This is a genomic window from Streptomyces sp. DT224, assembly GCF_049844595.1.
Taxonomy (GTDB): domain Bacteria; phylum Actinomycetota; class Actinomycetes; order Streptomycetales; family Streptomycetaceae; genus Streptomyces.
Genome location: NZ_JBNCLI010000002.1, coordinates 421,550 through 447,502, shown reverse-complemented (window position 1 = coordinate 447,502; position 25,953 = coordinate 421,550). Strand labels below are relative to the sequence as shown.

22 protein-coding genes and 3 pseudogenes are annotated in these 25,953 nt (G+C 70.7%); 9 read left to right on the top strand and 16 right to left on the bottom strand.

The features are described from left to right. Positions 1 to 270 precede the first annotated feature (270 nt). Entirely contained in the window at positions 271 to 819 is a 549-nt protein-coding gene (locus tag ACLQ2N_RS05610; protein ID WP_425809636.1) for an LURP-one-related/scramblase family protein, read from the top strand. Positions 820 to 887: 68 nt separating this feature from the next. Here the strand turns inward: ACLQ2N_RS05610 and ACLQ2N_RS05605 are convergent, their stop codons facing one another. The 3 genes from ACLQ2N_RS05605 to ACLQ2N_RS05595 are packed head-to-tail and all read right to left on the bottom strand — an operon-like array spanning position 888 to position 3,255. Next, positions 888 to 1,292, bottom strand: a complete 405-nt coding sequence (locus tag ACLQ2N_RS05605) for a RidA family protein (RefSeq protein WP_425809634.1) — start codon at positions 1,290 to 1,292, stop codon at positions 888 to 890. Next, complete coding sequence (locus tag ACLQ2N_RS05600) at positions 1,289 to 2,416, bottom strand: mandelate racemase/muconate lactonizing enzyme family protein (RefSeq protein ID WP_425809632.1); 1,128 nt, start codon at positions 2,414 to 2,416, stop codon at positions 1,289 to 1,291. Before ACLQ2N_RS05600 ends, ACLQ2N_RS05605 begins: the two co-directional genes overlap by 4 nt. Positions 2,417 to 2,445: 29 nt before the next feature. Continuing rightward, the gene (locus tag ACLQ2N_RS05595; protein WP_425809630.1) at positions 2,446 to 3,255 is read right to left on the bottom strand and encodes a creatininase family protein; all 810 of its coding nucleotides are present in this window, start codon (positions 3,253 to 3,255) and stop codon (positions 2,446 to 2,448) included. A 41-nt stretch (positions 3,256 to 3,296) separates the two neighbouring features. Between ACLQ2N_RS05595 and ACLQ2N_RS05590 the strand changes: the two genes are divergently transcribed. Next, positions 3,297 to 4,253, top strand: coding sequence for an ROK family protein (locus ACLQ2N_RS05590; RefSeq protein ID WP_425809628.1), 957 nt, complete (start codon positions 3,297 to 3,299; stop codon positions 4,251 to 4,253). Between the two features lie 77 nt (positions 4,254 to 4,330). On the opposite strand, the gene ACLQ2N_RS05585 is transcribed toward ACLQ2N_RS05590, so the two are convergent. From ACLQ2N_RS05585 to ACLQ2N_RS05565, 5 genes are read right to left on the bottom strand one after another with little or no spacing between them, the layout of a single operon-like run. Then, complete coding sequence (locus tag ACLQ2N_RS05585; RefSeq protein WP_425809626.1) at positions 4,331 to 5,149, bottom strand: ATP-binding cassette domain-containing protein; 819 nt, start codon at positions 5,147 to 5,149, stop codon at positions 4,331 to 4,333. Next, a complete protein-coding gene (locus tag ACLQ2N_RS05580) occupies positions 5,146 to 5,973 on the bottom strand; it encodes an ATP-binding cassette domain-containing protein (RefSeq protein WP_425809624.1) in 828 nt (275 codons plus the stop codon). Before ACLQ2N_RS05580 ends, ACLQ2N_RS05585 begins: the two co-directional genes overlap by 4 nt. Further along, positions 5,970 to 6,875, bottom strand: coding sequence for an ABC transporter permease (locus ACLQ2N_RS05575; RefSeq protein WP_425809622.1), 906 nt, complete (start codon positions 6,873 to 6,875; stop codon positions 5,970 to 5,972). Before ACLQ2N_RS05575 ends, ACLQ2N_RS05580 begins: the two co-directional genes overlap by 4 nt. Next, the gene (locus tag ACLQ2N_RS05570; protein WP_425809620.1) at positions 6,872 to 7,852 is read right to left on the bottom strand and encodes an ABC transporter permease; all 981 of its coding nucleotides are present in this window, start codon (positions 7,850 to 7,852) and stop codon (positions 6,872 to 6,874) included. Before ACLQ2N_RS05570 ends, ACLQ2N_RS05575 begins: the two co-directional genes overlap by 4 nt. Then, on the bottom strand, positions 7,852 to 9,426 hold the full coding sequence (locus ACLQ2N_RS05565) for an ABC transporter substrate-binding protein (protein ID WP_425809618.1): 1,575 nt from the start codon (positions 9,424 to 9,426) through the stop codon (positions 7,852 to 7,854). Before ACLQ2N_RS05565 ends, ACLQ2N_RS05570 begins: the two co-directional genes overlap by 1 nt. A 54-nt stretch (positions 9,427 to 9,480) precedes the next feature. Between ACLQ2N_RS05565 and ACLQ2N_RS05560 the strand changes: the two genes are divergently transcribed. Both ACLQ2N_RS05560 and ACLQ2N_RS05555 read left to right on the top strand, forming a co-directional pair. Beyond that, complete coding sequence (locus tag ACLQ2N_RS05560; RefSeq protein WP_425809616.1) at positions 9,481 to 10,392, top strand: IclR family transcriptional regulator; 912 nt, start codon at positions 9,481 to 9,483, stop codon at positions 10,390 to 10,392. Continuing rightward, entirely contained in the window at positions 10,386 to 11,450 is a 1,065-nt protein-coding gene (locus tag ACLQ2N_RS05555; RefSeq protein WP_425809614.1) for a serine hydrolase domain-containing protein, read from the top strand. Before ACLQ2N_RS05560 ends, ACLQ2N_RS05555 begins: the two co-directional genes overlap by 7 nt. 19 nt (positions 11,451 to 11,469) lie before the next feature. On the opposite strand, the pseudogene ACLQ2N_RS05550 reads toward ACLQ2N_RS05555, so the two are convergent. Further along, positions 11,470 to 11,886: pseudogene (locus tag ACLQ2N_RS05550) on the bottom strand (hypothetical protein); the annotation flags it as partial. A gap of 207 nt (positions 11,887 to 12,093) precedes the next feature. Then, a pseudogene (locus ACLQ2N_RS05545) lies at positions 12,094 to 12,478 on the bottom strand (SDR family NAD(P)-dependent oxidoreductase); the annotation flags it as partial. Between the two features lie 61 nt (positions 12,479 to 12,539). Between ACLQ2N_RS05545 and ACLQ2N_RS05540 the strand changes: the two are divergent. Further along, complete coding sequence (locus ACLQ2N_RS05540; RefSeq protein WP_425809612.1) at positions 12,540 to 12,977, top strand: transposase; 438 nt, start codon at positions 12,540 to 12,542, stop codon at positions 12,975 to 12,977. On the opposite strand, the gene ACLQ2N_RS05535 is transcribed toward ACLQ2N_RS05540, so the two are convergent. The 4 genes from ACLQ2N_RS05535 to ACLQ2N_RS05520 all read right to left on the bottom strand — a co-directional run bounded on the left by ACLQ2N_RS05535 (position 12,934) and on the right by ACLQ2N_RS05520 (position 16,974). After that, a complete protein-coding gene (locus ACLQ2N_RS05535; protein ID WP_425809610.1) occupies positions 12,934 to 13,482 on the bottom strand; it encodes a hypothetical protein in 549 nt (182 codons plus the stop codon). The two genes, ACLQ2N_RS05540 and ACLQ2N_RS05535, sit on opposite strands and share 44 nt — an antisense overlap. Before the next feature lie 227 nt (positions 13,483 to 13,709). Continuing rightward, positions 13,710 to 15,848 carry a permease gene (locus ACLQ2N_RS05530; protein WP_425809608.1) on the bottom strand — a complete coding sequence of 713 codons (2,139 nt, stop codon included), beginning with the start codon at positions 15,846 to 15,848 and terminating at the stop codon, positions 13,710 to 13,712. Positions 15,849 to 15,859: 11 nt separating this feature from the next. Beyond that, entirely contained in the window at positions 15,860 to 16,465 is a 606-nt protein-coding gene (locus ACLQ2N_RS05525) for an ABC transporter ATP-binding protein (protein WP_328903446.1), read from the bottom strand. A 164-nt stretch (positions 16,466 to 16,629) separates the two neighbouring features. Then, entirely contained in the window at positions 16,630 to 16,974 is a 345-nt protein-coding gene (locus ACLQ2N_RS05520; RefSeq protein ID WP_328903447.1) for a hypothetical protein, read from the bottom strand. A 778-nt stretch (positions 16,975 to 17,752) separates the two neighbouring features. Between ACLQ2N_RS05520 and ACLQ2N_RS05515 the strand changes: the two are divergent. From ACLQ2N_RS05515 to ACLQ2N_RS05505, 3 genes and pseudogenes are all read left to right on the top strand, one after another. Then, positions 17,753 to 18,057 (top strand): annotated as a pseudogene (locus ACLQ2N_RS05515) (transposase family protein); the annotation flags it as partial. Between the two features lie 1,169 nt (positions 18,058 to 19,226). Continuing rightward, positions 19,227 to 20,582: a GH1 family beta-glucosidase gene (locus tag ACLQ2N_RS05510; RefSeq protein ID WP_425809605.1), complete on the top strand. Its 1,356-nt coding sequence runs from the start codon at positions 19,227 to 19,229 to the stop codon at positions 20,580 to 20,582. A 127-nt stretch (positions 20,583 to 20,709) separates the two neighbouring features. Further along, positions 20,710 to 22,092, top strand: coding sequence for an ADP-ribosylglycohydrolase family protein (locus tag ACLQ2N_RS05505; protein WP_425809603.1), 1,383 nt, complete (start codon positions 20,710 to 20,712; stop codon positions 22,090 to 22,092). Positions 22,093 to 22,145: 53 nt separating this feature from the next. Here ACLQ2N_RS05505 and ACLQ2N_RS05500 read toward each other — a convergent pair whose 3' ends face one another. After that, positions 22,146 to 22,922: a phytanoyl-CoA dioxygenase family protein gene (locus ACLQ2N_RS05500; RefSeq protein ID WP_425809601.1), complete on the bottom strand. Its 777-nt coding sequence runs from the start codon at positions 22,920 to 22,922 to the stop codon at positions 22,146 to 22,148. 90 nt (positions 22,923 to 23,012) lie between these two features. Between ACLQ2N_RS05500 and ACLQ2N_RS05495 the strand changes: the two genes are divergently transcribed. Then, complete coding sequence (locus tag ACLQ2N_RS05495) at positions 23,013 to 23,855, top strand: AraC family transcriptional regulator (protein WP_425809599.1); 843 nt, start codon at positions 23,013 to 23,015, stop codon at positions 23,853 to 23,855. A gap of 191 nt (positions 23,856 to 24,046) precedes the next feature. On the opposite strand, the gene ACLQ2N_RS05490 is transcribed toward ACLQ2N_RS05495, so the two are convergent. Beyond that, the gene (locus tag ACLQ2N_RS05490) at positions 24,047 to 25,576 is read right to left on the bottom strand and encodes a hypothetical protein (RefSeq protein ID WP_425809597.1); all 1,530 of its coding nucleotides are present in this window, start codon (positions 25,574 to 25,576) and stop codon (positions 24,047 to 24,049) included. Between the last annotated feature and the right edge of the window lie 377 nt (positions 25,577 to 25,953).

Below are 25,953 nucleotides of genomic sequence, written 5' to 3'. Positions count from 1 at the left end.
GGCGGACCGCGGGGTCCGGCGGGAGTGTGAGCCTGGAGCGGAGCCGGCGACCGGGGATGTGAGCCTGTAGAGCGGAGCCGGCGACAGCCCCGATCGCGTGGGCGGGCCGGCGTGGGGCCGGGCAGGCGCGCGTTGCCCTGCGGGCTGCCCGGTGAGTGCCCGAGCCGCCCCCCAGAAGATGCGGCACCGTCGCGAGCGGGATAGGAAAGTCGCAACCGCCGTCATTGACTGCTGCCCGGTCCCCTCGACAGACGGCTGGGAGGAGGTGCGATGTTCCAGGAGCGCAAGGACCGCCGTCACGCCAATCGCGCGTTCGACCGCGGCGAGGGCGTGACCCGCTACCGGATGCGGCAGAAGCTGGTCTCCCTCGGTGACGACTACTGGATCGACGACGAGTCGGGCGACCACCGGTACAAGGTCAACGCCAAGGTACTCCGGGCGCGCCGGACGTATCACATCGAGGACCGTGACGGGCGGCGCGTCGCCACGGTGCAGAGCAGACCGCTGCGGATCAAGGACTCGATGGCGATCGAGGACGCCGACGGACAGCGCGTGGCCATCGTCAAGAAGGCCGTCGTCGGACCGCTGCGCGACCGGTGGCGGATCAAGCAGGAGGACGGTGGCGACCTCAGGGTGCGCGGCAACATCCTCGACCACGAGTACACGATCGAGCGAGACGGGTACACAGTGGCCGAGGTGTCGAAGAAGTGGTTCCGCCTCCGGGACACCTACGGCCTCGATGTGGGCCCGGACGCGGACCCCGCCACCGTCCTCGCTGCGGCCGTCGCCATCGACGCCATGGCCCACCCCGGGGAGTGACCGGGGCCAGTGACGCGAGCGGGCCGGACCGCCGTCGGACGGACCGGCCCGCTCATGGGTACCCGCGGTCAGGGAACGCGGCGCAGCGCCACCACGTCGATCTCCACGAGGATGCCCATCAGCTGGGAGCCGACCGTGGTGCGCACCGGACGCGGCGCGCTGAAGTGCTCCCGGTACACCCGGTCGAAGCCGGCGAAGTCACGGTGCACGTCCTGGAGGTGGACCGTCGCCTTGACCACGTCGTCGAGCGTGAGCCCGTCGGCGGCGAGGAGGGCGCTCACGTTCGCCAGGACCTGGCGGGTCTGCTCCTCGATCGTGTCGGCGAGCGCGCCGGTGGCCGGGTCCTGCGGGCCGAAACCGGAGGTGAACAGGTACGGACCCGCCGCGATGCCCTGGCTGTAACCGCCGATCGGCGCCGGGGCCCCGGCCGTGGTGACGGCGCGGCGCGGGGAGGGGTGGCTGTCGGCGGTCACTTGGTGAGGTCTCCTTCCGCGGCGTTGACCCCCGCGTAGTGGCGGAGCTTGTCCTCGTCGACGGTGACGCCGAGACCGGGCCCGTCCGGGACCCGAAGGCTGCCGCCGGACAGGGTGAGCGGCTCGATGATGTCGTCCGCGTGCAGGTAGTACATGGAGTCGATGGCACGCGACAGCACCGGGGTGCTGGCCACCACCGCGAGGTGCGCCGCCGTCGCGATGCCCAGCTCGCCGCCGCTGTGCAGGTTCATGCCCAGGCCGAAGGTCTCGCAGTGCGCGGCCAGCGCCTTCGTGGCGGAGATCCCGCCCCACTTGTAGACGTCACCGTGGATCACGTCGACGGCGTTCAGCCGCATCGCGGGCGCGAAGTCCTCGAACCGGACCACACACATGTTGGTGCACAGCGGGATGCGGATCTTCTGGCGGACCTGGCTCATTCCCTCGATCCCGACGCACGGGTCCTCCAGGTACTCCAGGTCCAGTTCCTCCAGCGCGATACCGGCCCGGATCGAGTCCGGCACCGACCAGGCGGCGTTCGGGTCGACCCGCAGGTTCACCTCCGGCAGCGCGGCGCGCACGGCCCGCAGGATCGCGACATCGCCCTGGACGTCCTTGGTGCCCTTGAGCTTCACGGCCGTGAAGCCGCCCTCGGCCACCACGCGCTCGGTGTGCTCGGCCAGGGCGCGCGGCAGGTCGTCCGCACCGGCCCCGGGGGCGTCGGCGCGCGTGACCAGGGCGGTCAGCGGCACCTCGTCGCGCACCGGGCCGCCCAGCAGGTCGGTCACCGACTGCCCGGTGGCCTTGCCGATGGCGTCCCAGCAGGCGACGTCGATCGCGGCCAGGGCGGCGTACCCCAGGTAGCCGTAGAAGAAGGGCACCATGTGGTGGCGGCGGTGGAACGCCTCCAGGGCGAACGGGCTGGTACCGATCAGGTCCTCGGCGAGATCGCGGACGATCGCGGCGACCGGGCGGCCCCACATCGTCTCGCCCCAGCCCTCGACGCCGGAGTCGGTCCTGATGCGCACCACGGTGCGCGTCTCGCCGGTCTTCGTCTCGAAGGAGCTGGTGAACGGGTTGACCAGGGGCAGGTTGACGACGTGGACGTCGACCTCGGTGATCTTCATGAGTACTTCCTTGTGTGGGGTGGTGGGGGTCACGCGAGGGGACGCGACGCGGCATCGAAGGCGAGCACCGCGCGGGCCAGGCCGCGGGCGCGGCGGTCGAGCAGGCGCTCGCCGTGCACGGCGTCGGCACCGGACGCGTCGTCGGTGGCGCCGCCCACCCGCTCCCACTCGCCGTGCCGCTCCACGGTCAGCCCGGGGTAGGGCGGCTTGTCGAACAGGGGTGGGGGCTCGACCGGCGCGTGCCCGGTCCGCTCGGCCCGTACCAGCGCCGGCTGCGCGGCCAGCATCAGCGACGTCTCGAACCAGCCGGCGTGGCCGGGCACCAGCTCGGCGTGGAGCCAGTCCGTCTCCTCCGCGCCTTCCTCGGGTTCACCGGTGTCGGTGAGCGTCCAGTACGAGCACGCGGCGGCCGTCACCTCGGCGCGCAGCGCGAACCGCTTGACCGCGAGCCGCATGATCTCGTCGTTGCCCCCGTGGCCGTTGACGACGAGCACCCGGCGGTAGCCGCAGGCGGCCAGCGAGTCGAGGAGCTCGTCCAGCACCATGCCGAGCACCGGCGCCGACAGCGTGAGCGCCGCCGCGAACAGGTGGTGCGGGCTGTGTCCGTACGGCAGGGTCGGCAGGCGTACGAGGGAGGGCACGGCCTCGCCGGCGGCGGCCCGCTCGTCGAGCAGCGCCAGGGCCCGGGAGACCACGGCGTCGGCGAGCATCGTGTCCGTGCCCATCGGCAGGTGCTCGGCGTGCTGCTCCTGCGAGCCGATCGGCAGGACGGCGATGGCCCCGGGCGCCGCCGCCCGTGTCTCGCGCCAGGTGGTCTCGGTCAGATTGCGGTGGGTCATGCCGCTGTCTCCCCGGTCCGGGGGCATGACAGAGTCGGCGCATGGCGCATGAACGTATTCCTTTGCGGTTGGTTCCCGACCCGCGGCCGGACGAGCCGGCCGGTCGGGACGGCGGTGTGCTGGGCGCCGTCGAGGTGCTGCCCGGGCTGGTGCGTGCCGCGCTGCTCACCCGTGCCGGAGCCGTGCGTGCCCGGACGCAGGCCCGCTTCGACCCGGGGGGCGCGGACCCGTCGCTCGTGGACGCGGCGCTGCGCGAGGCGGCCGCGGTCTTCGACGGGCAGCTGCTGCTCGGTGTCGGCGTGGCGGCGGCCGGTGTGGTGGACCCGGTGGCGGGCCGGATCATCGAGGTGAACGACGCCCCGGCGCTGCGCGGCTACCCGGTGGCCGACCGGCTCGCGGTCCTGGCGGGCGTTCCCGTGCGGATCGAGCACCGGGCGCGCGTGCAGGTGCTCGGTGACCGCTGGTTCGGCGCGGGGCGCGGCCGGCGCTCCTTCGCCTCCGTCGCGACCGGTGAGGTCCTCGGCGTCGGCATCCTCTACGAGGGGGAGGTGCTCGCTCCGTCCGGCGGACGCAGCGGCGCCCATATGACGGTCACCGCGAGTGGTGAACTCTGCACCTGCGGACGGCGCGGCTGCTGGAAGACCGTGGCGACGACGCGCTGGCTGCGCGAGCGCGCCGCCGAGCACGGCTTCGTGCGGGACGCGGCCACCCTGGGGGCGCTGGTGGCGTCCGATGCGCCGGCCGCCGCCCGTCTCGTCGGCCGGTACGCGGAGAACCTGGTGCTCGGCCTCGCCACCGTCCAGCAGTTGTTCGCGTGCGGCCTGTTCGTGCTGCACGGCGAGGCCCTGGACGGGGGCGAGCCGTTCCGGGCCCTGGTCGAGTCGCGGCTGCGCGCCGACGCGCTCGGCGGCGGCGAGCTGCCCACCGTGGTCCTCGGCGAGGCGGCGGACACGGGCACGCTGCTGGGGGCGGCGGGGCTGGTCCTGTCGGGGAGCTAGGACGTGTGGCGAAAGTCCCGCCTGTCCGGCCCCGCGGGCGGACGGCGCTGCTTTCGGAACACGCCCTCGTACGGACCTCACGCGCCGACGCCTCCGAGGATGCGGCGGCCCGGGTCGGGCACCGGCACCGCGTCCAGGAGCCGCCGGGTGTACGTCTCCCCGGGCGCGGTGAACACCTGGTCCGCGGTGCCGGACTCGACGATGCGGCCCTGTCGCATCACGGCCACCCGGTCGGCGATCTGTCGCACCACGGCCAGGTTGTGCGAGATGAAGACGTACGTCAGGCCGAGGCGGTCCTGGAGATCGGCGAGCAGGTCGAGGACGCGGGCCTGGACGGACACGTCGAGCGCGCTCGTCGGCTCGTCCAGCACGACCAGGCGCGGTTCCAGCGCGAGGGCCCGGGCGATCGAGATGCGCTGGCGCTGCCCACCGGAGAACTCGTGCGGATAGCGGTCGAGGATGCCCCCGTCCAGGCCGACCGCTTCGAGGAGCTCCCCGGCCCGGTCACGTACCTTCGCCCGGCCGCGCCGCCCGCGCGCCCACTCCTCGTGCGTGACGAGGGGCTCCCCGACGATGTCGGCGATCCGCAGCCGCGGATTCATGCTGGAGTACGGGTCCTGGAGCACGACCTGCATCTGCCGGCGCAGCGGCCGCAGCGCGGCCCCCTTCAGGGCGAGCAGATCCGTGCCGTCGAACCGCACGCTGCCCGCGGTGGGCTCGAGCAGCCGCAGCAGCAGCCGGGTCAGCGTCGTCTTGCCGCAGCCGGACTCACCGACCAGGGCGTAGGTCTCGCCTTCCCGGACGGTGAGCGAGACGTCGTCGACCGCGACGCTCGGGGGGCGTCCGGGGAACTCCTTGCGCAGCCCTTCGATCTCCAGCAGCGGGGTCGTGGTCATGCGACGGGCTCCAGTCGGGGGGTGGCGGCCAGCAGTTCGCGGGTGTACGCGGCGGCGGGACGCGTGAAGATCTGTTCGACGTCGCCGCTCTCGACGACCTCGCCGTGCCGCATGACGACGACGCGGTCGGCCGTCTCGGCGACGACACCCAGGTCGTGGGTGATGAGCAGGACGGCCATGCCGTGGCGTCGCTGGAGCCGGACGAGCAGCTCCAGGATCTGCCGCTGCACCGTCACGTCGAGCGCGGTGGTGGGCTCGTCCGCGATGAGGACGCGGGGCCGGGCGACGAGCGCGGAGGCGATCATGACGCGTTGGCGCAGACCGCCGGACAGCTCGTGCGGGTACTGGCCGTAGCGCCGTTCCGGATCGGGGATGCCGACCTCGTCCAGCGCGGTCAGGGCGGCCCGGCGGGCCTCGGCCCGGGTGTGGTCGCCGTGCAGCCTCAGCACCTCGGAGACCTGGTCGCCCACCCGTTGCAGGGGGTCGAGGCTGGTCATCGGGTCCTGGAAGACCATGGAGATCCGGGCCCCGCGGATCGTGCGCAGTTCCTTCTCGCGCAGGGCGAGTACGTCCCGGCCGTCGAGCAGCACCTGGCCGCCCGCGTACACGCACGGCGGTTCCGGGTTCAGCCGCATCGCGGACAGTGCGGTGGCCGACTTGCCGCTGCCGGACTCGCCGACGACGGCCAGGGTCTCGCCGGCGGCGACCGAGAAGTTCACTCCGCGTACGGCGTGCACGGTCGAGGAGCCGAGCGCGAAGTCGACGCGCAGATCCAGGAATTCGAGGACGGGCTCGGCGGACGGGGTCTGTGCGGAGTCGTTCATCGGCGGTACGCCTTCGGGTCCGCGACGTCGCGCAGCGCGTCGCCCAGGATGTTGATGGAGAGCGAAGTGAGCATCAGGGCGATGCCGGGGAAGACGGCGATCCACCAGGACGTGCCGAGGTAGAGCTGTCCATCGGCGAGCATGCCGCCCCAGGTCACGGTCTCCTTGGGGACGCCGAGACCCAGGTAGCTGAGCGAGGCTTCGGCGACGATCGCGGAGGCGATGTGCAGCGTGCCGATGGTGGCCAGCGGCGCCATGACGTTGGGCAGCAGGTGCCGCCGCATGATCGCCAGGTCGCCGACGCCGATCGCGCGGGCCTCGGTGACGAAGTCCCGGGTGCGCAGCGACAGCACTTCGGAGCGCACCACACGGGCGTACGACACCCAGCCGGTGACGCCGAGCACGAGGATCACGTAGCCGAGGCCCGAGCCGACGAACCCGACGACGGCGAGCGCCAGCAGGATCGCGGGGAAGGCGAGTTGGACGTCGGCGAACCGCATCACGACCCGGTCGGTCCAGCCGCCGAGGTATCCGGAGGCGAGGCCCGCGGCGGTGCCGATCACCCCGGCGAGCAGGGCCGCGCCGGCACCGACGAGCAGGGAGACGCGCGTGCCGTAGACGACCCGGGAGAGCAGGTCGCGGCCGAGCTGGTCGGTGCCGAGCAGATGGGCGCTGTCACCGCCTGACTGCCAGGCGGGAGGCTGGAGCCTGCCGAGGAGGTTCTGAGCGGCCGGGTCGGCCGGCGCGATCAGGGGCGCGAACAGGGCGCACACGACGATGAGCAGGAGGAAGACGAGTGCGACGGCGGCGAGCCGGTTGCGCAGCAGTGAGCGCAGCATGGAGGGCTGGACCGAGGCGGGAGCGGGGGCGGCGGGGAGGGCCGCGGGGGCGATGGTGGTCATCGGGAGTTCCTCACCCTCGGGTCGAGGAGGCCGTAGGACAGGTCCACGAGCAGGTTCACCACGACGAAGGTGGCGGCGAAGAGCAGCACGGTGCCCTGGACCAGGGGGAAGTCGCGGTTGGCGATGGCCTGTACGGTCAGCTGGCCGACACCCGGCCAGGAGAAGACCTGCTCGGTGAGGATCGCGCCGCCGAGCAGGCTGCCGACCTCCAGCCCGACGACCGTGACCACGGGCAGCGAGGCGTTGCGCAGACCGTGCCGGACCACGGTGCGCACCGGTCCGAGACCCCGGGCGCGGGCCGTGCGGATGTGGTCGGAGCCGAGCACGTCGATCAGCGACGAGCGCAGCAGCCGTGCGACGACGGCGACGGAGTAGACGGCCAGGGTGACCGACGGCAGGACGAGATGCGCGAACGTGCCGTATCCGGAGGCGGGCAGCGCGTGCAGTCCCACGGCGAACACGAGGATGAGCAGGATGCCCACCCAGAACGCGGGGGTCGACTGGCCGATCAGGACGGCCGTGATGACACCGCGGTCGGCGGCCTTGCCGCGCCGCATCGCCGCGATCGTGCCGGCGGGCAGGGCGATCACCAGCGTCACCACGAGGGCGCCCGCAGCGAGCAGCAGGGTGGCGGGGACGCGGTCGGCCAGGACCGCGCGGACCGGCTGGTTGTAGAAGAGGGAGTTGCCGAAGTCGAAGCGCGGCAGGCCCCACAGGTAGTCGAGGTACTGCGTGAGCAGCGGCCGGTCCAGGCCCAGGCCGTGCCGCAGCACGGCCTCCTGCTGGGCGGTGGCGTCGGGCGGCAGCATCACCTTCACCGGGTCGCCGGACAGGCGTACCAGGAAGAACGCGACGGTGGCGGTGCACAGCAGGACCAGGAGTGCGGCGCCGAGCCGGGAGGCCGCGGGGCGCAGCACCGCCCAGGCCCGGCTGTGTCCGGGGACCCGTACACCGGGTGCGGTCAGGGTCTGGCTCATCACACGGCCACCTTCGCGCTCGCCATGTCCAGCACCCCTGCGGCGCCGGGCGTCCAGCTGGGCCGGGTGTTGTGCACGTAGATGTTGTCGATCTGGTAGAGGGGCACGAACGGCGCCTCGTCCTTGATCAGTTGCTGGAGGTCGGAGAAGGCGCGGCGGCGCACGGCCGGGTCCACGGAAAGCTCCTCGCGGTCCACGAGCCGGTCGGCGCGCTTGTGGTGCCAGCGGCTCTGCCGCCGGTCGCTGCGCACGTTCGACTGGAGCATGCTCTCGCCGTCCATGGTCCAGACGGTGGACGCGGCCAGATAGACGGGGCCGAGCGCGCCGTGGTTGGAGGAGGTCAGGCGCTGGGAGTACGTGCCCGGGTCGAGCAGATTCACCTTGGCCCGGATACCGGCGCGGGACAGCAGCCCGGCGATGGCCTCGGCGACGTTCGCGTCCAGGTTGGAGGCGGTGATCGACGTGCTGATTCCGTCGGGATGCCCCGCCTCGGCCAGCAGTGCGCGGGCCTTGGTGAGCGAACGCTCGAAGGGTTTCACGGACTCGTCGAAACCGAAGGCGCCGCGCGGGATCATGGCCGGGACCTCGGTGGCGTTCCCGCCGAGCACCGCCTTGATGAGCAGGGGCACGTCGATGGCGTGGTTGAGCGCCTGCCGTACGCGCCGGTCGCGCAGCGGCCCCTCGGAAAGGGTGTCCAGCGACAGGTACGAGGTGCGGATGCCGGTGTGGTGGCCGATCCGCACACCCGGATAGCCGGCCAACTGCTGCGCTGCGTCCGGGGTCATGCCCGCCACGATGTCGACGCCGCCGCTCTGCAGCGCCGCCAGCGCGGAGGAGGAGTTGGGGGCGGGTACGAAGACCAGCTCGTCGACGTGCGGGCGCCCCTGCCAGTGGTGGTCGTAGGCGGCCAGGCGCAGTTCGTGGTCGCGTTGCCAGTGCCGGAACGTGAACGGGCCGGTGCCCACCGGGTGTGCGGCGAAGCCCTCGTCGCCGACCTTCGCGAGATAGCGCGGAGGCACCACGACGCCTCCGAACAACGACAGCTTCGCGGGCAGGATCGGGTCGTGCACCGAGGTGCGCACGTCCACCGTGTACGGTCCGGCCACCGTGACGCCCTCGACGTAACGAAGCTCCACGATGGGCGACTTCGTCGCGGGGTCCAGCAACCGCTCGATGCTGAAGCGGACGGCCTCGGCGTCGCACGGCTCACCGTTGTGGAAGGTGACGCCCCGGCGCAGTTCGAACCGCCACACCGTGGGCTCAACAGCCTTCCAGGACAGGGCGATCCGGGGCTGGAGGGAGTTGTCGCGGCCTCGCGTGGTGAGCGTGTCGAACATGTTGATCAGGGCGTTCATCGACGTCATGTCGCCCTGTTTGTGCGGGTCCATCGTCTTGGGGTCCCCGGTCTGGGAGACCCGCAGCACATTGCCGGCCGAGGCCGCCGACGGTGCTCCGCACCCGGTCAGCAGGGCGGGAGCGGCGAGAGCGGGCACCGCGAGGCCGGTCAGCCGCAGCACCGAACGGCGGGAGCACCTGACGCCCGGGCCGCCTCCCCCTTCACGTATTCGTTCCATTGGACAACACACTCGTTCCGGTGAATGGAATGCAGTTCGGGTAAGGTAGGCCACATGGGGAAACCGGTCAACAGTCGTTCGCAGCAGCAGACCTCCGCCGAGGTGCCCATCGGCACCTCCGGGGGCGCCGGAGCGGACACCGCGCCAACCGCGTCCGGCCCGGTGGACAAGGCGATGGAAGTGCTGGCAGCCCTCGCCGGGGCAGGCGCCCCGCACCGCCTCGCGGACCTCGCCCGGCGTACGGGGCTGGCCAAGCCGACCGTGCACCGACTGCTGCGCGCCCTCGCCGCGTCGGGCTACGCCGAGGCGGCCCCGGGCGGCAGCTACCGCCCGGGCCCCCGGCTCCTCGGCCTCGCCGCGGGCGCGCTCGCCGACGACGCAGCCTTGCGCCGGGCCGGTCCGCTCCTGGACGAACTCCGCGTACGCACCGGACTGTTCGCCTCGTACGTGGTCCGCGACGACCGCATGGTCATCCATCTGGACGTCCGCGCTCCCGCGCAGACCCTCGGCCTCGACCTGGGCCCCGGCTTCCGCGAACCGCTCACCGCGGGGGCGGCGGGCCTCGCCCTGCTGGCCGCCCTGCCGGCCGAGGAGCGCGAACCGCTGGCCGCCGGCGCCGACGGCGCCCCCGCCGACGAGATGACCCGCGCCGCCCTGAGCGCCGCGGCCCGGGACGGCTACGCCTTCGACGGCGCCGACCCCTGGGCCGACCGGCGCGCGCTCGCCGCCCCGGTGCGCGACGCGGCCGGCCGCGTGGCCGGTGCCCTCGTCCTGACGGGGCTCGCCTTCATGCTGGACGAGGCGGCGGCGCGGCAGTACGGGCCGATGGTGCGCTCGGCCGCGGCAGCGGTGTCGGCGGGCCTGGCCGCGCAGCCCGGCGCACGGCTCGGACTGGTCCCGGGGCCCGAGCGGGAAGCGGACGAGCGGAGAGCAGGCGGACACGAGAGGCAGGAGAGGTCATGGTGACGGCGTGGGACCCGGGCGTGGCGTCCGCCCGCCGCCGGCTGCTGGAACACGGCCGGGCCCGCGGCCTCTACTCGGGTGCCGCCTGGTCACTCGGCGACGCGTCGGGCCCGCTGGACCGCGGCTGGACGGGCACCCGCGCGATGGGCGGGCCCGCGCTGGACGGCGACGACCTGTGGGACCTGGCGTCCGTGACCAAGCCGCTGGTGGGCCTGGTCGTCATGGCGCTCGTGGAGCGGGGCGACCTCCGCCTCGGCGACACCGTCGGACAGCATCTGGCCCGCTACGGGGCGAGCCCGCACGCCCGGCGTACGATCGCCCAACTCCTCGACCACACCTCGGGGCTCCCGGGCGGGGTCCCGCTCTACCGCGACCACCCCACCCGTGATTCCCTGCTCACGGCGCTCGGCACACTGCCGCGCAACGCCGAACCCGGAACCCGGGTCACGTACTCCTCCCAGGGGTTCATCCTGCTCGGCCTCATCGCCGAACAGGCCACGGGCCGGGGCCTGGACGAGCTGATGAACGAGCTCGTGTGCGCACCCCTCGGCCTCACCGACACCCGCTTCCGCCCGGCCCCCGCCGACCGGGAACGCGCGGTGGCCACCGAAGTCTGCCCGTGGCGCGGCCGGACCGTCGTCGGCGAGGTGCACGACGAGAACGCCGTGGTACTCGGCGGCGTCGCCGGGCACGCGGGACTCTTCTCCACCCTCGCGGACATGGAACGCATCGCGCTCTGCCTGCTGGGCGGCGGCCCCCCGCTGCTGCAGCCGGACACCCTCACGCTGATGGCCACCCCGCGCACGGACCACCTCAACCTGCGCCGCGCACTGGCCTGGCAGGGTCAGGACCAGGCCGGATCGCCGGTGGGCGACGCCTTCGGCCCGGCCTCGTACGGCCACACGGGATTCACCGGCACGAGCCTGTGGCTCGACCCCGCGGCCGGCCGCTACGCGATCCTGCTCACGAACCGCGTCCACCCCATTCGCGAGGAGCGTGGCTTCAACGAGCTGAGGCGGGAGTTCCATCGCCCCGGCGGTCCGGAGCGCCGTTCCGTGTGACCTTCCCGGTCGGTGGGGTTCAGGCTCCCGCGCGGTGCGAGGTGCGCGGCGCGGGCACCGGGGACTGGGCCGCGCGGGTGACGTCCGCGACCAGCTCGACCACATCGGGGCCGTATGCCTGGGAGTTGACCACCTTCAGGAGCAGGCAGAAGGTGTTGTTGCCGTGCTTGCGGGCGAGCCGTTCGTGGTGGCGGGCCAGGTAACGGGTGGCGGCCTGGTTGGTGATGGCCTGCTGCCCGCAGAAGAGGAAGACCGGCCGGGCGTCCTGACCGGTCGTCAGCCGGGCCGGCAGCACGTACTCGCTGACGCCCTTCTCCACCCGGTAGCGCTCCGAGCCGATCTGGAAGGCGCCCCGGTCGGGACCGGGCTCCGGCTCGGTGTTGATCCGCACCCCGGGCAGCAGCGAGTGCAGGTGCGCGGCCATCCGGCGGTTCAGGCGCGTTCCAGGGGTCCCCCCTTGAACTCAGTTTCGTGACAGCGTCCTGACCTGCGGAGATGCGAGGCTCCCGCTCTTGCGGGAGCCTTCGCCATGGGAGTGGAGGAGTGAATCCGCCGCATCCCCTGCTGGCTGGCGTCGACCTGCCGCCGATGCGTGCCTGATCCACTACGAGGCTGCCCGCCCCACCATCACCAGCTGTGTCTCGAAGGACGCCCCGCTACGCCGAAAGGCCGCACGATCGGCCGGGGCGCCGGCCGCGACGATGCTGGTGGCAGCGCCCTGCTCGACCGTTTTGTAGGTGAAGACTCCGGCGGCTTCGGCCGCGTCGAGCGACTCCTTCTGCTGCCTGGTGAAGTTCCGCTGCAGTCCCGTCGAGACACCACCGGGGTTCACCGCATTGGCAGTGATGCCGTCGGACGCCCGGCGGTGACTTGCTTCGACGGCGGATAGGGAGTTCGCCGTCTTCGACTGGGCGTAGGCAGTTTGCGGATCGTAGCTGCGACGCTCGAAGTGGGCGGTCGTCGAAGTCGATGCCGGCACGCATGTGCGCCGTCGAACTGACCGAGACGATCCGTGCGCCGTCGCGGTCTTCCCCTTGCTCGTGGACACCCGGAGACTGGGACCTGAGGGTCCAGAGGAAGTAGCACCAGGTGGGAAACAAGTACACGAAGAGGTACACCGAGGAATCCAAGCGGGACGCGATCGCGCTCGTCGACTCCTCGGGCAAGACGGTCACCGCGGTTGCCCGGGAACTGGGCATCAGCTCCGAGTCCCTGCGCGGCTGGTACCACCGGGCCAGAGCCGATCGGGGCGAGGGAGCCCCGGGCGAGCTGACCAGCGCCGAGCGCGACGAAATGCGCCGGCTGCGCAAGGAGAACCGCGAGCAGCAGCAGACAATCGAGATCCTGAAAGAGAGCGACGGGCCCAAGCGGTGGATCGTCGAGCGGCTCTTCGCCCACCTGATGCGAAGCCGCCGCCTGGTCCGTGACTTCGAACGTTCCACCAGCAGCGCCGAGGCGATGATCTACTGGTCGATGACCATGATCATGACCCGCCGCCTGGCCCGCTCACGCTCCGCGCGAGGGTGAACCGGCCCGGTGCCGGCTCGGCCGGCCAGCCCCGCGCGACCAGTTGTTTCGCCTTCGACCGTAGCCCCTCCACCTTGGCCGGCACCACGTCCGGGCCGAACGCGGCGTCCAACTCCTGACAGGTCAGCGGCCCTTGACCGAGACGGACCTGATCCTCGAGCGCGGCCAGGATGCGCTGGTAGTCCACCGACAGTGCCGTCCCGCCCAGCCCTTCGCGCCACACCGGAACCTGTGACCTCGCCTTCACCACCAGAGGCGCAGACGCCTCCACCTCGGCTCCCGTTCCGACACCCTCTGGCACGTCGGAGGCGACCACGCCGACTGAGTCACTGCCCGGCGCGGACAGCACCGCACCGACACGCTCGCGAGCGATCGTCCACTCCGACCACTCCTGCTCGGCCACCGCGAGCTCGGCCTGGATGCGGTCCGCTTCCTCACGCGGCCCGTCCACACGACGACGAGCAGCAAGCTCGTGCTGTTCCAGCATTCCGACAACCGACGGCATCCACGGCCTCCACGAGAGCGACGAAGCGACACCCCATCACTCCCACACCGGCGCCGCCCCTACCCCTGACCAGCGAAAACACAGTCGTCGGACTCGGAAAGACAACAGCATCCAATGAATCACCCGGAAGGGCTGAAACCTGGCGGCAGTTGCCGCCAGGTTTCAGCCCTTCCGGGGCCACGAACACGCTGGCCCGCCAGTCCCCCGGACGTGCCCAGCTTGTGAGGTCAATCCGCAGTGGGCACCCACTGGTCCGCTGCCCGGGCCGCCGCCCGGGCAGCGAGGTGCCCGACGGCGAGCGAGACCAGGGCACATGCCGCGGCTCCGGCGCCCAGGATGGTCCAGGACACGGTGCCTTCGTTGACCAGCGCGATGAAGAACACCGCGTGCCAGGCGGTCACCACTGTGGTGACAGCGGTGGCGATGAGTAGAGGCACGGTGAGGTACCAGGTGGATACGGAGCGGAAGATCCGGCGGTGGCCGGTCAGGACGGACAGCGGCGCGAGAACCTGGCGGACGCGGATGAACTCGGCTGCCGCACTCACCCCTCCGGCCAGCAGGACGAAGAAGAGCCCGGCACTTCCGAAGAGGCGGATCCAGTTCACCAGTCGTGCACGGTCATTGGTCTCCCACACTCCACCGAGCACCTTGACCTGCACTGCGGGGGTGGGCAGCGTGTATGCGGCGTGTTTTACCTCGGCGAGGTGTCCGGGTTCGGGTGTCACGACCACGAGGAGCTGGGTGCCGCCGGGTTTCGCGGTGACCCGGGACACTGGCGCGAAGGTGAGGTCGGCGCCGTACCACCGGCGCATCTCCTGGGCCTGGATAGCGCTGGACGCCGCGTTCCCCTGGCAGTCGATGTCCAGGACGCGCAGATCACGGCAGGTGCCCTGAACGGTGATACGCGGGCGCTGGTATTTTCCCGGATCGCCCAAGGTGTGGGTCAGCAGCGCCGATCCGGGAGGCAGCGCGGCGCGGAGGCGGTCCGTCTGCGCGGCGTCCATGGCGGGAACGGTCAGCTCGATCACTGTGTCCTCGATGCGCTCCTTGGTGAGGCGCACGGCCAGCTCCTGATCCGCGAGGCGGCTGGTCCAGATCTGCATCTGGGTGAGGATCCCGATACCGATCACCATGGCCAGTGCGAGCCGCACGATGACCCCGGGATGCGCGTGCGTCCACCGCCCGCCGACCAGCCGGCCCGGGTGCCCCTCGCGCTTCCCGCCGTCCGCCAGCCGTGCACCCAGTCGGCGGGTGAGAACTGCCACGACGGAGGACAGGAACGCCCACATCGTCACCGTTCCGCAGCAGTAGATGGCCAACTGCGTGCCTGATGGGGCGTACTGGCTCAACACCACCAGTGCGGCGCCGCCACCGCAGGCCGCCAGCCGCCAGCGCGGCACCCCGGAGGCGGCAGATGCCGGACGGTTGGACGTACCGTCGGCGTAGACACGGTGCGTACCTACGACGATGGCCAGCACCAGCACTAGCGCACCCGCCGCGATGGCTGCCGCCGCAGGCCACCGCGCCCACAGATCACGGTGGTCAAGAATGTATCCGGTGGGCGGCAGCCGCAGATCCCAGCAGGCAGCGATGGTGTACGGGACCAGCGCAAAGGCCGCACCCAGTGCGGCGGGGAACACCGCCTCCCCGAGGTTGACCACCGCCCGATGCCACCACACACCGCCCAGCGCCTGCAGCAGCCCGCTGCGCCGGTCACGGGAGCGTGAACCCACCCGCGCCGCCACCACAGTCAGCGCGAGCGCCGGTACACCCGCCAGTGCCCACAGCATGAGGAGGGTCGAGTTCAGCGGCCACTCGTAGCGCATCTCGCCGGTCGAGCCGCCCCTGCCGCCGAAGGCCGAGACCGGCACCCACTGAGCATGGTTCGTGGGCAGCGAGGCCACCCGAACGTAGGCGATCCGCTCAGAGGGGGAGGCGAGGCCAGCGGGCTCCACAGTGCCGGAGAACGTACCGTAACGCGTCAGGACCCCCTCCGACCGGCCTGTACGCACCAGTTCTGGGGAGAGGAGCACTCCGCCGGGCTCCGGCCAGTGACGGACACCCGCGGGCACCGGGGCGTCCTCGGTCATCGGGTAGACGAAGACGACGGACACCGGGTGCCCGTCGATGGAGTCCCCTCCTGGCCGGTACAGCAGCGGTGCGTCCCTGCCCTCAGCGAACACCACGCCCCGGGCGTCAGACCGGGCCTTGCGCCCCTCGTAGGTGGCCACCGTGCCCGCGGTGGCCACCGCGACAAACGCCACGGTGGCGGCAGCCACGACCAGCACCCACCAGCGCAGACGATCGCCCGGCGTGGACCGGCCGGCGGCCAGGCCGATGCGCAGGAGTGTGATGACCGTGCGCATCGTGCCCGCCCTCACCGTGCACCCATCGGGGCAAGGAGCCCGGCACGGAGTTCGTGGCGGTGGTCGGCGCGCTCGGCCACGGCCGGATCGTGGGTTACCACCAGCAGAGAGCAACCGCGCTCGCGGGCACTGGCGTACAGCAACTCCGCCACCGCGTTCTTGGCTTCGGGATCCAGCGCGCCTGTGGGCTCGTCGGCAAGGAGGACCTGAGGGTCGGTGATCAGGGCGCGGGCCACCGCGGTGCGCTGGCGTTCGCCGCCGGAGAGCTGCCCAGTGGGAGTGGAACCGGACGGGACACCGAGATCGTGCAGCAGTTCAGCGGCTCGACGGTAGGCGTCCTGGTGGCTCCCTCCGTCGAGCAGGACGGGCAGCGCGACGTTCTCCACAGGGCTGAGCTCGGGAAGAAGCTCCCCGAACTGGAAGACCATTCCAATGGTTCGACGCCGGGCTTGGGCCAGGCGCGCGGATCGCAAAGCGGTCAGCTCCAGCCCCCCCGCGACGATGGTCCCGGCCTGGGGCCTGACCAGCCCCAGCAAGCACATCAGCAGGGTGGACTTGCCCGATCCGCTGGGCCCGGTCACCGCCATCGACTCCCCGGGCGTGATGGTGAGATCCACGCGGTCCAGGAGAGTGCGGCCTCCGACCTGATAGCTCAGTCCGCGCACGCGGAGTCCGACCGAATCGCTAGCTCTCACACAGCACCTGATCTCATGGCATGGTCAACGGGGCGCCGCATCCGCCCAACGAGGGCGGATGCGGCGGAAGCACGACTGACTTCAGGTCAGGAGGTGTACACCCAGCCTGAACAGACATCCGGGTCCCAATTGCGCGACTCGCATGTCCGGATCTCCTTGATAGTCGCACCATCCGCGGAGTAGACGCTGACGCCGGACCCGCTGTGGTTCCACAGAGTCCTGTAGTCACTGTCGCCCGAGCGGTAGTACTGCGCCTTCACCGGGTCGCCGTCCTTCTGAGTGTCCGTGAGGCCCACCCTCCCGGTGTCCTTCATTGCGGGGGACCAGGCGATGGCGCCCGCCGCAGTGACGCTGGCGGCCACGGCCGTGCCCGTGGGGACCGCGAGCGCCAGACCGAGCATCGTGGCCGTTATGACCCTGGATCTCTTCATTCGTGCTCCTTCGCCTCTATCGGAACGATGGCTGACTCTGTGACGCCTGATGCCCAAGAGACCAGCCGTGCACCACAGCGACCGAATGTCACTCGTGGTGCACGCGGGATCACACGATGACGTAGGAGCTGATCTTCGTCAACCAATTGACTTTCACATGTGGAATCGCGTCAACGTCTTTGCTCACGCGGGGTATTGACTCGCGCTCCACGGGAGGGAACCAGTCAATTCCGGCACAGTTCCCAGCCAGGCGACTACTGTTCGTGACGCTCGTTGGCCATGTGGCATACATCACGTGCTGTCGTCGCTCGTGCTACCGGCAGTTTGTTTGAACTTGGCTTGACGGTCGTGCTCGTTCGCCGTACGACGGCGGTAGAGGGTTCGCCGAGGGTGGGGGATCATGGCAGCGGCATCCGCTCCGCCCTGGATTGGATGCCGGTGTGCGACGGGCTGTTGAAGGGCTGACCGCCGTTCTCGCCTTACCTTCTGCCGGCGCCCGCCCCGGCAGCGTCCCGTCCCAGTTGTGCCCGCGCGCGGGAGCGGTCCGATACGACTACAACTCGCCCTGGGTCCCGTGGGTCCCCTGCGAGGCGGGCTTCAACGCGCGTGGCTACGCGGGCCAGCCGCCGCGGGTTTGGTGAACTCGCTGCTGGGGACGGCGACGTCAGGTTGCGGGCCCGCATACGTAGCGCTGCCCATATGAATCCGCGTATGTATTGCATCCTGCAGCCCCGGGAGAGCTGAATGCCATTGTCCGGGTCTCCTGCAAAGCCCGCCCCACGATCTGACCGCTGCCCGGCAGCACGGAATCATCGAGAACCTCGTCGAGGCCGGGCTCACATGTGGGCCAATGAGGCGTACCAAGGGGCGGGCGGGACCGTTCGGGCCCTTGTTCCGGGGTCGTGGTTCCAAGCGATGGAAGCGCCGCCACGACAGCAGCCACGCCAAGAGCCGCTGTCTCGGTGAGCAGACCATGGCCACTAAACGAAGGGCTGGCAGCTCCTCCGCAAGCTCCGATGCAGCACCAACCGCATCACCGACATCGTGAAGGCCGTCCTCGCCCTTCACCACGCCTCAAGCTGAGGTTGGAAAAGGCTCGTGGGAACGATGGACTCCCTCCCCGCGCCCGGCGGACAGGTGCTTTGCCGGGAGCTGCGCGTCCTGTAACCGGGTGCCCCACGGGAAGGGACGCGACCCGACGGCACGCCTGGCGTCCAACATCGTCACTGGCCAACGACTTTATCGTGGGTGACGCGGAGAAACCCTACCGTTCGGGCGCGTTCCAAGGGCCCCCCTTGAACTCAGTTTCGTGACAGCCTCCTGACCTGCGGAAATGTAAGGCCCCTGCCTCGGTGGGGGCCCTTGTCCCGAGGGCGGAGGAGCCAAGGGCAACGGCTATAGGGTGTGCGGTAGTGGCGCTGCTGTGTCCCCGGCGGCTTCATGCGCTGGGTTCCGTGGCCGGGCGCCGGGAGTGCATGGCCACTTGCTGGCCTCGCTCGATGTACCTTCCAGGGTGCGAAGGAGGGGCATCTTCCTGAAGAAGGCGCGGGCCGCAGCGATGAATGCCGCGGAGATCGAGCAGCGGCGGGCCAAGGGGCTGCCGGTGAAGTCGTCGGCCGGGGCGCTGCCGGACGAGCGGGGCCGCCCCGGCCGCCCGCGTGACCGATCTGCTTTCCGTGGGCGGCGCAAGCGTGGCCCAGCACTCCGACTCCTCGCGTCGTGCTGACCGGCGCTGAAACCCCTACGGCGTCCTGCAGCGGGTGCGTCGAAGCCCCGCCGCCCGCCTCCTGGGCCGGCCGGGTCGCCCTGCTTACCTGCCGGGGCGCACGGACCGCGGCCGAACTCCGAGCGCGGCACGCCCATCGGCCCGTGCGACGTGCCCTCTCGGCGCCTGCGGAACATGGGCCCTCCCGCGAAGGGCACTTTCGTGCCCGCGGCGGTCTCCCGCGCCGGTCGTCATCTGAGGAACCAGGAAGGTCGCCCGGGCTCACAGGAGGAATCCGGGGGAGGAAAGCGGTTCCATAGCGGATGTCGACGTGACGTGCTGGACAGCGTCCCGGTGGCGCGTTCCTGGTGAACCCGCCTGCTTCACCCACGGCGACGCCGACGTCCTCCACGACTACAACAGCCCCGCCGGGGCTGGGCGATCCCACATCCAGGGCTCTCCCGACCCTTTCCGGCTACCGCTGCCGCCGACGGCGGCGGCGCGCCGAGCACACCGCGCATCCCCACGCCGAAACAGGAGTCGCTCCATGCAGTCCCTTCACGACCTTCCTCCCGCGTTCCGCTGGGGAGTCGCGACATCGGCCTACCAGATCGAAGGAGCCACCGCCGCCGACGGACGGGGACGGTCCATCTGGGACACGTTGTGTGAGGTCCCGGGGGCGGTGGAGCAGGGGGAGAACGGCGATACGGCCTGCGATCACTACCACCGGTGGGCCGAGGACATCGACGTGATGCGGGAGCTGGGGGTTGGCGATTACCGCTTTTCCATCTCCTGGCCGAGGGTGGTCCCGGGCGGCGACGGTGTCGTCAACCGTGCCGGTCTGGCGTTCTACGACCGCCTCGTGGACGGTCTGCTGGAAGCCGGGATCCGTCCGTACGCGACCCTCTATCACTGGGACCTGCCGCAGGCGCTGCAGGATCGCGGCGGCTGGCCGGAGCGCGCGACGGCGGAGCGTTTCGGAGAGTACGCAGGGGCGGTGGCCGAGGTCTTGGGGGATCGAGTCGAGAACTGGGCCACTCTGAACGAACCCTACTGCGCTGCCTGGCTCGGTCACCTGGACGGCCTCCACGCTCCGGCGGTGAAGGACCTCACCGCCGCTGTCCATGCCTCCTACCATCTCCTGCTCGGGCACGGTCTCGCTGCGCAGGCGTTGAGGGCCAACGCCGCTCGTACACCCGACGTCGGCATCGCTGTCAACCTGAGCCCTTGCGAACCCGCCACGGACTCCGACGCCGACCGTGACGCCGCCCGGCGAGCCGACGGGCATCACAACCGCTGGTGGCTCGACCCGGTGCACGGCCGCGGCTTCCCGGCCGACATGCTCGAGGTGTACGGCGTCGATCTGCCGGAGCGCCCGGGTGACGACGGGACCATCGCCACCCCTCTCGACCACATCGGTGTCAACTACTACTTCCGGCAGGTCGTCGCCGACGCCCCCGGGCGGCCGGCGCCCTCCTTCGATATCCTGCCCGTCCCCGGGGCCCGAACGACCGCGATGGGCTGGGAGGTGCACCCCGAGGGCCTGGAGCGCACACTCGTGAGGCTGCACGAGGACTACGCCCCCGCCTCGATCGTCATCACCGAGAACGGGTCCGCCCAGCACGATGTCGTCGAAGCCGACGGAACCGTGCACGACCCCGACCGGGTCGACTTCCTGGAGCGTCACCTGGAGGCATGCGCTGCCGCCGTGCGCCGAGGCGTACCCCTGCACGGCTACTACGCCTGGTCGCTGATGGACAACTTCGAGTGGAACTTCGGCTATGGGAAGCGCTTCGGGCTCGTGCATGTCGACTACGCGACCCAGCGACGCACCCTCAAGACGAGTGGGAGGCGATTCGCCCAGCTGATCGACTCCCACCGGAAGGCGGCCGCATCCGCCTGACAGGGGCGGCCGCCAACGGCCCCTTGCTCCCCGCCCACCAGCGACCGCGACGAGCCGTCGGTGGAGGGCGGGGGCAGGGGGCCGGCACCACCGAGCCTCCAGCCACACCACCCCAGGGAGAGACCCCTTGTTTGCGCCCTTCCCCGTGCTGCGTCAGCAGCTGCGCGCCATGCTCCGGGACAAGCAGGAGCAGGGCCGTGACGTCACCGGCATGGCGAGCCGCCTGGAACGGCTGCCGGACGACTACCAGGCCCTCGCCGACCTGGCGGCCGAGATCGACGCGGCACAGGTTCGCGCGGACTGGCCGTACGTCGAACCCAGCGACCTGGCGGGCATCCGCGCCGAACAGGCCCCACTGACCCGGATGCCTCCGGGCCGGCCCGGGCCGGTGTCCGTAACCGCGGTGGGAGAACGCGCGCGTGCGGGGTTCCTCGGATCGGTCGCGGGCTGCGTCCTGGGCAAACCGGTCGAGGTCATGCCCACCCTCGACGAACTGCGGTCGGCTCTGGAACGGCTCGGAGAATGGCCCCTGCGTGACTACCTCCCCTCCGGACTGTGCGCGGAGGGCGGCTTCCGGGCGTTTCACCCGGACTGGCCGGAGACCACCCGGGGGAATATCACCCGGGTGGTCCCGGACGACGACATCAACTACACGCTGCTGGGCCTGATGACGCTTGAGCGGCACGGGGCCGACTTCACCAAGACCGACCTGCGGAGGATGTGGCTGGAAAACGTTCCCCTCGCCTGCACCTGGGGGCCGGAGCGGACGTTCCTCACCCGGCAGGGCCTCGCGATGGGCCTGGACGACTACCCCACGATGGCGCCCGAGGACCTGGAAGCGCTGCCGGCACGACTGAACCCCGGCGAAGAGCTCTGCGGCGCCATGATCCGCGCGGACGCCTACGGATACGCCTGTCCGGGCCGCCCCGGCCTCGCGGCCGAACTCGCCTGGCGAGACGCGTCGTTGACCCACCGCGGGAACGGCGTCTACGGAGCGATGTTCGCGGCCGCCGCCATCGCCGCGGCTTTTACCGCCACCGACCCGCTGGACGTCTTCGCCACCGCGCTGCGCTATGTACCGCAGCGCAGCCGTTTCTTCGCCATCGTCGCGGACTCGCTCGCGTTGGTGGCGGAGGCCCGCGACTGGCTGGAGGGCTACCGGGCCATCCACGGCCGGTATGCGCAGTATGGCCACTGCCGTGTCTTCCAGGAGAGCGGAACCCTGATCAACACGCTGCGCTTCGCCACGGACGTCGGCGACGGCATCTGCAAACAGGTCAGCCAGGGCAACGACACCGACAGCTACGGCGCGACGGCCGGTTCGCTCCTGGGCGTGTACTTCGGCCCCGGGCACCTGGAGGAACGATGGACCGCCCCGTTCAACGATCTGTTGCACACCCGGCTTGCAGGGTGGTACGAGAACTCACTGACCGCTGCCGCCGACCGGGTGGCTGCCCTCACCGCGCGCGTACTGGGACCTGCCGGGCCGCCGGCTCCCGGTCGGCCGTGAGCCGGTGACGCGCCCGCGAGCCCGCAGGTCGCGGGCGCCGCGGGTCGCTTCGGTCAGGACCCGGCGATCTTGGAGCCGTCGAGGAACCGCTCGAACGAACCGACCGGCTCCCCGCCGTCCCTCTCGCTCTTCCTGATCACCTCACTGGAGTACTGCGCCAGGTAGACGCGGCGGTAGCGGTCGGTGAGATTGGGACCACTGCGGTGGATCATGACGCTGGAGAACACCGCGATGGACCCGGCCGGTACGACGACGGGTACTCCGGGGTCCGACCCGAAGTAGCAGACCATGTCGTTGGTCCGCTCGTCCTTGATGTGCCTGATGGAGGAGCGGATGCCGGACCTGGAGTAGGGAAGCAGGTAGACGGCGCCGTTCTCCTCGGTGACGTCGTCGAGGGCGATCCAGCAGGTGAGGTACGGCTCGTGGTCCTCGTGCACGTAGCCGGAGTCCTGGTGCCAGGCGAACGAGGTGTCCTTGTCGGCGGCCTTGATGACGTACTGCTCCCAGAACAGGTAGGCGTCCGGACCGAGGACGGTCCGGCAGATCTCCGCCATGGTCTCGCCGAAGAGGAACTCACGCAGTTCCGGCAGGTCTTCGTAGATCATGTTGCTGAAGTAGCGCTTGCCGCGCGCGCTGATGCCGAGTCGGTCCGCGCCGGCGGCGTCCATCTCCGCGTCCGCTTTCGCGACGGAGTAGTCGGCTCCGCTGCGCAGCAGTGCCAGTTCCTCGGGCCGCAGCGCCGACTCGATGACGAAGTAGCCTTCCCGACGGTACTGGTCGGCCATCTCCTGGGTGACCAGTGCGGTGTGACTGTGTTCGACTGAGGTCATGCTCGACTTCTCCCTTTCTCGCTTCTTTGCCGGGGTTTGCCCTTTCGGATCCGGTGGTCGCAACGCTATGGCGCCCGACAGGGCGCGTGAATGGAAGTCTTGGCCGATGCATGTACGTTCTGTGCGATGAACTCGGGTGTGCGGATCTTCAGGATCGGCGGACGACGGACGCGGCTCGGCCGGATGCTGCTCGCCGGCGAGGTCGTCAACGCCGAGCCCGCACCGTCGCACGAGCTCAGAACCGTGCCGGGGTGGGTCGTGTCACATGTGATCAGCGGCAGCGGCATCTACCGCCAGGGCGACGGAGGTGAACAGGCGATCGTGCCGGGCATGGTCACTGTGGTCGCTCCGGGCGTGCCCCACCTGTATGGAACGCTGCCGGGCGGCCGTTGGACGGAGCTCTTCGCCGTCGTCACCGGCCCGCTGACCGACGCGCTCGCCGCTGCCGGCGTTCTCGCCGGGAGCGGCCCGCGCCGTCCGCAGAGACCGGTATCGGCACCCGCCCTCAGGGCTGTGATCGCCGCCGGCCAGCCCACCGCCACCGATGCCGAACACCAGCTCCTCGCTCTCGCCGGTCTGCTGGTCGACATCACAGCAGCCGACACTTCCGACGCGCGCGACCCCGTCAAGGAGGCATGCGTCCTTCTGACCGAGGATCTGCAGGCACCCGTGAACCTGCGCGAGGTCGCAGCGGCGGTGGGGCTGCCGTACGACACGTTCCGACGGCGGTTCGTGGCCGAGGTGGGCCAGGCTCCACTGGCCTACCGGAACGGGCGTCGGATCCGGGCCGCGGCGGGTCTGCTCCGCATGACTACGATGACCGTGCGGCAGATCGCCCGTCTCTACGGATTCCACGACGAGTTCCACTTCTCCCGTCGCTTCCGCGCGCATTTCGGGGTTTCGCCCAGTACGTACCGCAGCGACAGCGGGTGAGCCGAGGGCCCGTGGCAGGTCGAACCGTTCACGCCGACGAGTCCTCGGCGGCGGCGACCGAAGCCCGCGCCTTGCTTCGGCGAGCGCCCACGTGCGGGCCACGAGGAGGACGGCGGGGCACACAAAGCGGCGCCGCCCGGTCCGGATGACCGGGCGGCGCCGCAGGTGACGTCCGCCCGCCAACTGGCGGGTCAGGAACGCTTGCGCCGGACCATGAAGAGAATGCAGGCACCGAGTATCAGGCCCGCGGCACCGATGCCGAGGGGTCCGGCCATGTCGCCTCCGGTGTCGGCCAGCGGTTCGCCGGCGCCCGCGGCCCGCACGTCGTTTCCGCCGGTCGCTCCGGCGCTGTCCTGAGCGGCCGGCTCCGGGGCCGGACTTTCGCCCGACCCCTTCGACGGGTCGTCGGCCGGTGCGGGCGCGGTGGCGCCCGCACCTGCGGAGCCGGTGGTGTACGGGTAGGCCCCGCGGTCGGGTGCGTCACCCTCGCCGGCGGCATCGGCGACGTGCGTGGCGACTGCGGTGAAGGGGATCCCGGAGTCGATGGCGGGAGAACCCGCGCGCAGCCGGAAGTCGGCCTCAGCGCCGGTGCCCGGCCGCGTGAACCCGGGGTCGGCGATGATGTCGTTCGGCCCCTGGACCTCTGGTGCCTTGCCTCCGAAGTAGACGTTGTAGTCGTAGGAGACGTCGACGTTGCCGTGGGCGGTGTTGGTCATCTGACCCGGACGGCCGTACGAGATGTTGTTCAGGACGCGGACGTCCCGGCTGTCGATGGCGTAGATGTTGCCGTAACCCTCCATACGGTCGCTGCGGCCGTTCCGGTAGGCGGTGTTGTTGACGATGTCCACATGCTGGCTCTTGTAGGAGTGGATACCGGACCCGCCGTTGTCGTACGACACGTTGCCGGCGACCAGTACCCGGCCCTGGTAGTCGGGGCCCTCCTCATGGGCCTTGGCCTTGTCCTTGAGGGTGTCGACGATGATGCCGTTGCCGTCGGAGTAGCACGTGCAGCGATCCCACTTCACCTTGGTCTCGTTGTCGTGCACCCGGTTGTCGGTGATCCGGATCTTGTACGTCCTGCCCCCGTCGCCCCCGTCGACATCGCGGGCGGCCAGCACCGAGATGCCGCTGGTGGCATAGACCGAATACCACGAGGTGGAGTAGACGTGGTTGCGGTCGATGGTCACGTAGTCGGCGTCGATGGCGCTGATGCCGCCGCCCGCGCAGTGGTGCACCGTGTTGCCGATGACGGCGATGTGGTGGGGACCGGCGCCGGTGGACCGGTTCTTCTCGACGGACACGCAGTTGGTGTTGTACTTCGAGTTCCTGGTGCCGGCGCCGCGCTCGGCGTCCGCCGGCGAGATCGCCTGGCTGTTGCCCTTGATCTCAAGCCCCTGGAGCGTGATGTGGGACGCCCCGTTCACACGGATCCCGTTCCACGCGGCGACCGGGTTGATCACGGGGTGATGTCCCGGGTACGCGCGGTAGGTGATGGGTGCCCCGGCCCGTCCCGAACGGGAGATCACCACGACGTCAGAGCCACCGGGCCGTTCCGTGTAAGTCCCGTTCATGATCGACACGGTGTCGCCGGGCCCGGTGACGTCGGCGGCCTTCTGAAGGGTACGGAAGGGGGCGGAAACCGATGTACCGGCATTGCCGTCGTCGCCGGACGGACTGACGTAATAGGTGGTGGAATCGGCCTGTGCCGTTCCGGCTCCCACCAGTCCGAGTGGAATCACCGAACCGAGCACGGCTGCTGACAGAGCGTATATGTGCGTGCTTCTCATTACTGCCTTTTCTGCGGAGATGGCGGTGATGTATGCGCCTGATCCGCACCCGGCGGCTCGCTCGCGAGCAGATGGTGGACGGCACCGGTTGCCTGCTGGAGGCTGAGGGAATCCGCGCTCTCACGCTTCGCATGTGCGGGCGTGGGCGGGACGAGCGGGAACACCGGCGGCGTGCTTCCGGTGACTGCTCGATGGCGGGCCGTCTTCGAAATCCAGGTGGGGGGCTGGTGTTGCGGGAGTGACGGTTCCAGAGCGGCCGGGGAGGGGCAAGTCGTACGCCCGGTAACTTTCTGACAGCACGTCAGATGAGT

Coding starts and splice junctions, on each gene's coding strand:
- ACLQ2N_RS05575 (WP_425809622.1), bottom strand. CDS start 6,875: ATGACCACCATCGCCCCCGCGGCCCTCCCCGCCGCCCCCGCTCCCGCC.
- ACLQ2N_RS05590 (WP_425809628.1), top strand. CDS start 3,297: ATGGCGCATGAACGTATTCCTTTGCGGTTGGTTCCCGACCCGCGGCCG.
- ACLQ2N_RS05580 (WP_425809624.1), bottom strand. CDS start 5,973: ATGAACGACTCCGCACAGACCCCGTCCGCCGAGCCCGTCCTCGAATTC.
- ACLQ2N_RS05570 (WP_425809620.1), bottom strand. CDS start 7,852: ATGAGCCAGACCCTGACCGCACCCGGTGTACGGGTCCCCGGACACAGC.
- ACLQ2N_RS05565 (WP_425809618.1), bottom strand. CDS start 9,426: ATGGAACGAATACGTGAAGGGGGAGGCGGCCCGGGCGTCAGGTGCTCC.
- ACLQ2N_RS05600 (WP_425809632.1), bottom strand. CDS start 2,416: ATGAAGATCACCGAGGTCGACGTCCACGTCGTCAACCTGCCCCTGGTC.
- ACLQ2N_RS05595 (WP_425809630.1), bottom strand. CDS start 3,255: ATGACCCACCGCAATCTGACCGAGACCACCTGGCGCGAGACACGGGCG.
- ACLQ2N_RS05555 (WP_425809614.1), top strand. CDS start 10,386: ATGGTGACGGCGTGGGACCCGGGCGTGGCGTCCGCCCGCCGCCGGCTG.
- ACLQ2N_RS05520 (WP_328903447.1), bottom strand. CDS start 16,974: ATGAAGAGATCCAGGGTCATAACGGCCACGATGCTCGGTCTGGCGCTC.
- ACLQ2N_RS05495 (WP_425809599.1), top strand. CDS start 23,013: ATGGAAGTCTTGGCCGATGCATGTACGTTCTGTGCGATGAACTCGGGT.
- ACLQ2N_RS05610 (WP_425809636.1), top strand. CDS start 271: ATGTTCCAGGAGCGCAAGGACCGCCGTCACGCCAATCGCGCGTTCGAC.
- ACLQ2N_RS05510 (WP_425809605.1), top strand. CDS start 19,227: ATGCAGTCCCTTCACGACCTTCCTCCCGCGTTCCGCTGGGGAGTCGCG.
- ACLQ2N_RS05500 (WP_425809601.1), bottom strand. CDS start 22,922: ATGACCTCAGTCGAACACAGTCACACCGCACTGGTCACCCAGGAGATG.
- ACLQ2N_RS05560 (WP_425809616.1), top strand. CDS start 9,481: ATGGGGAAACCGGTCAACAGTCGTTCGCAGCAGCAGACCTCCGCCGAG.
- ACLQ2N_RS05535 (WP_425809610.1), bottom strand. CDS start 13,482: ATGCCGTCGGTTGTCGGAATGCTGGAACAGCACGAGCTTGCTGCTCGT.
- ACLQ2N_RS05530 (WP_425809608.1), bottom strand. CDS start 15,848: ATGCGCACGGTCATCACACTCCTGCGCATCGGCCTGGCCGCCGGCCGG.
- ACLQ2N_RS05585 (WP_425809626.1), bottom strand. CDS start 5,149: ATGACCACGACCCCGCTGCTGGAGATCGAAGGGCTGCGCAAGGAGTTC.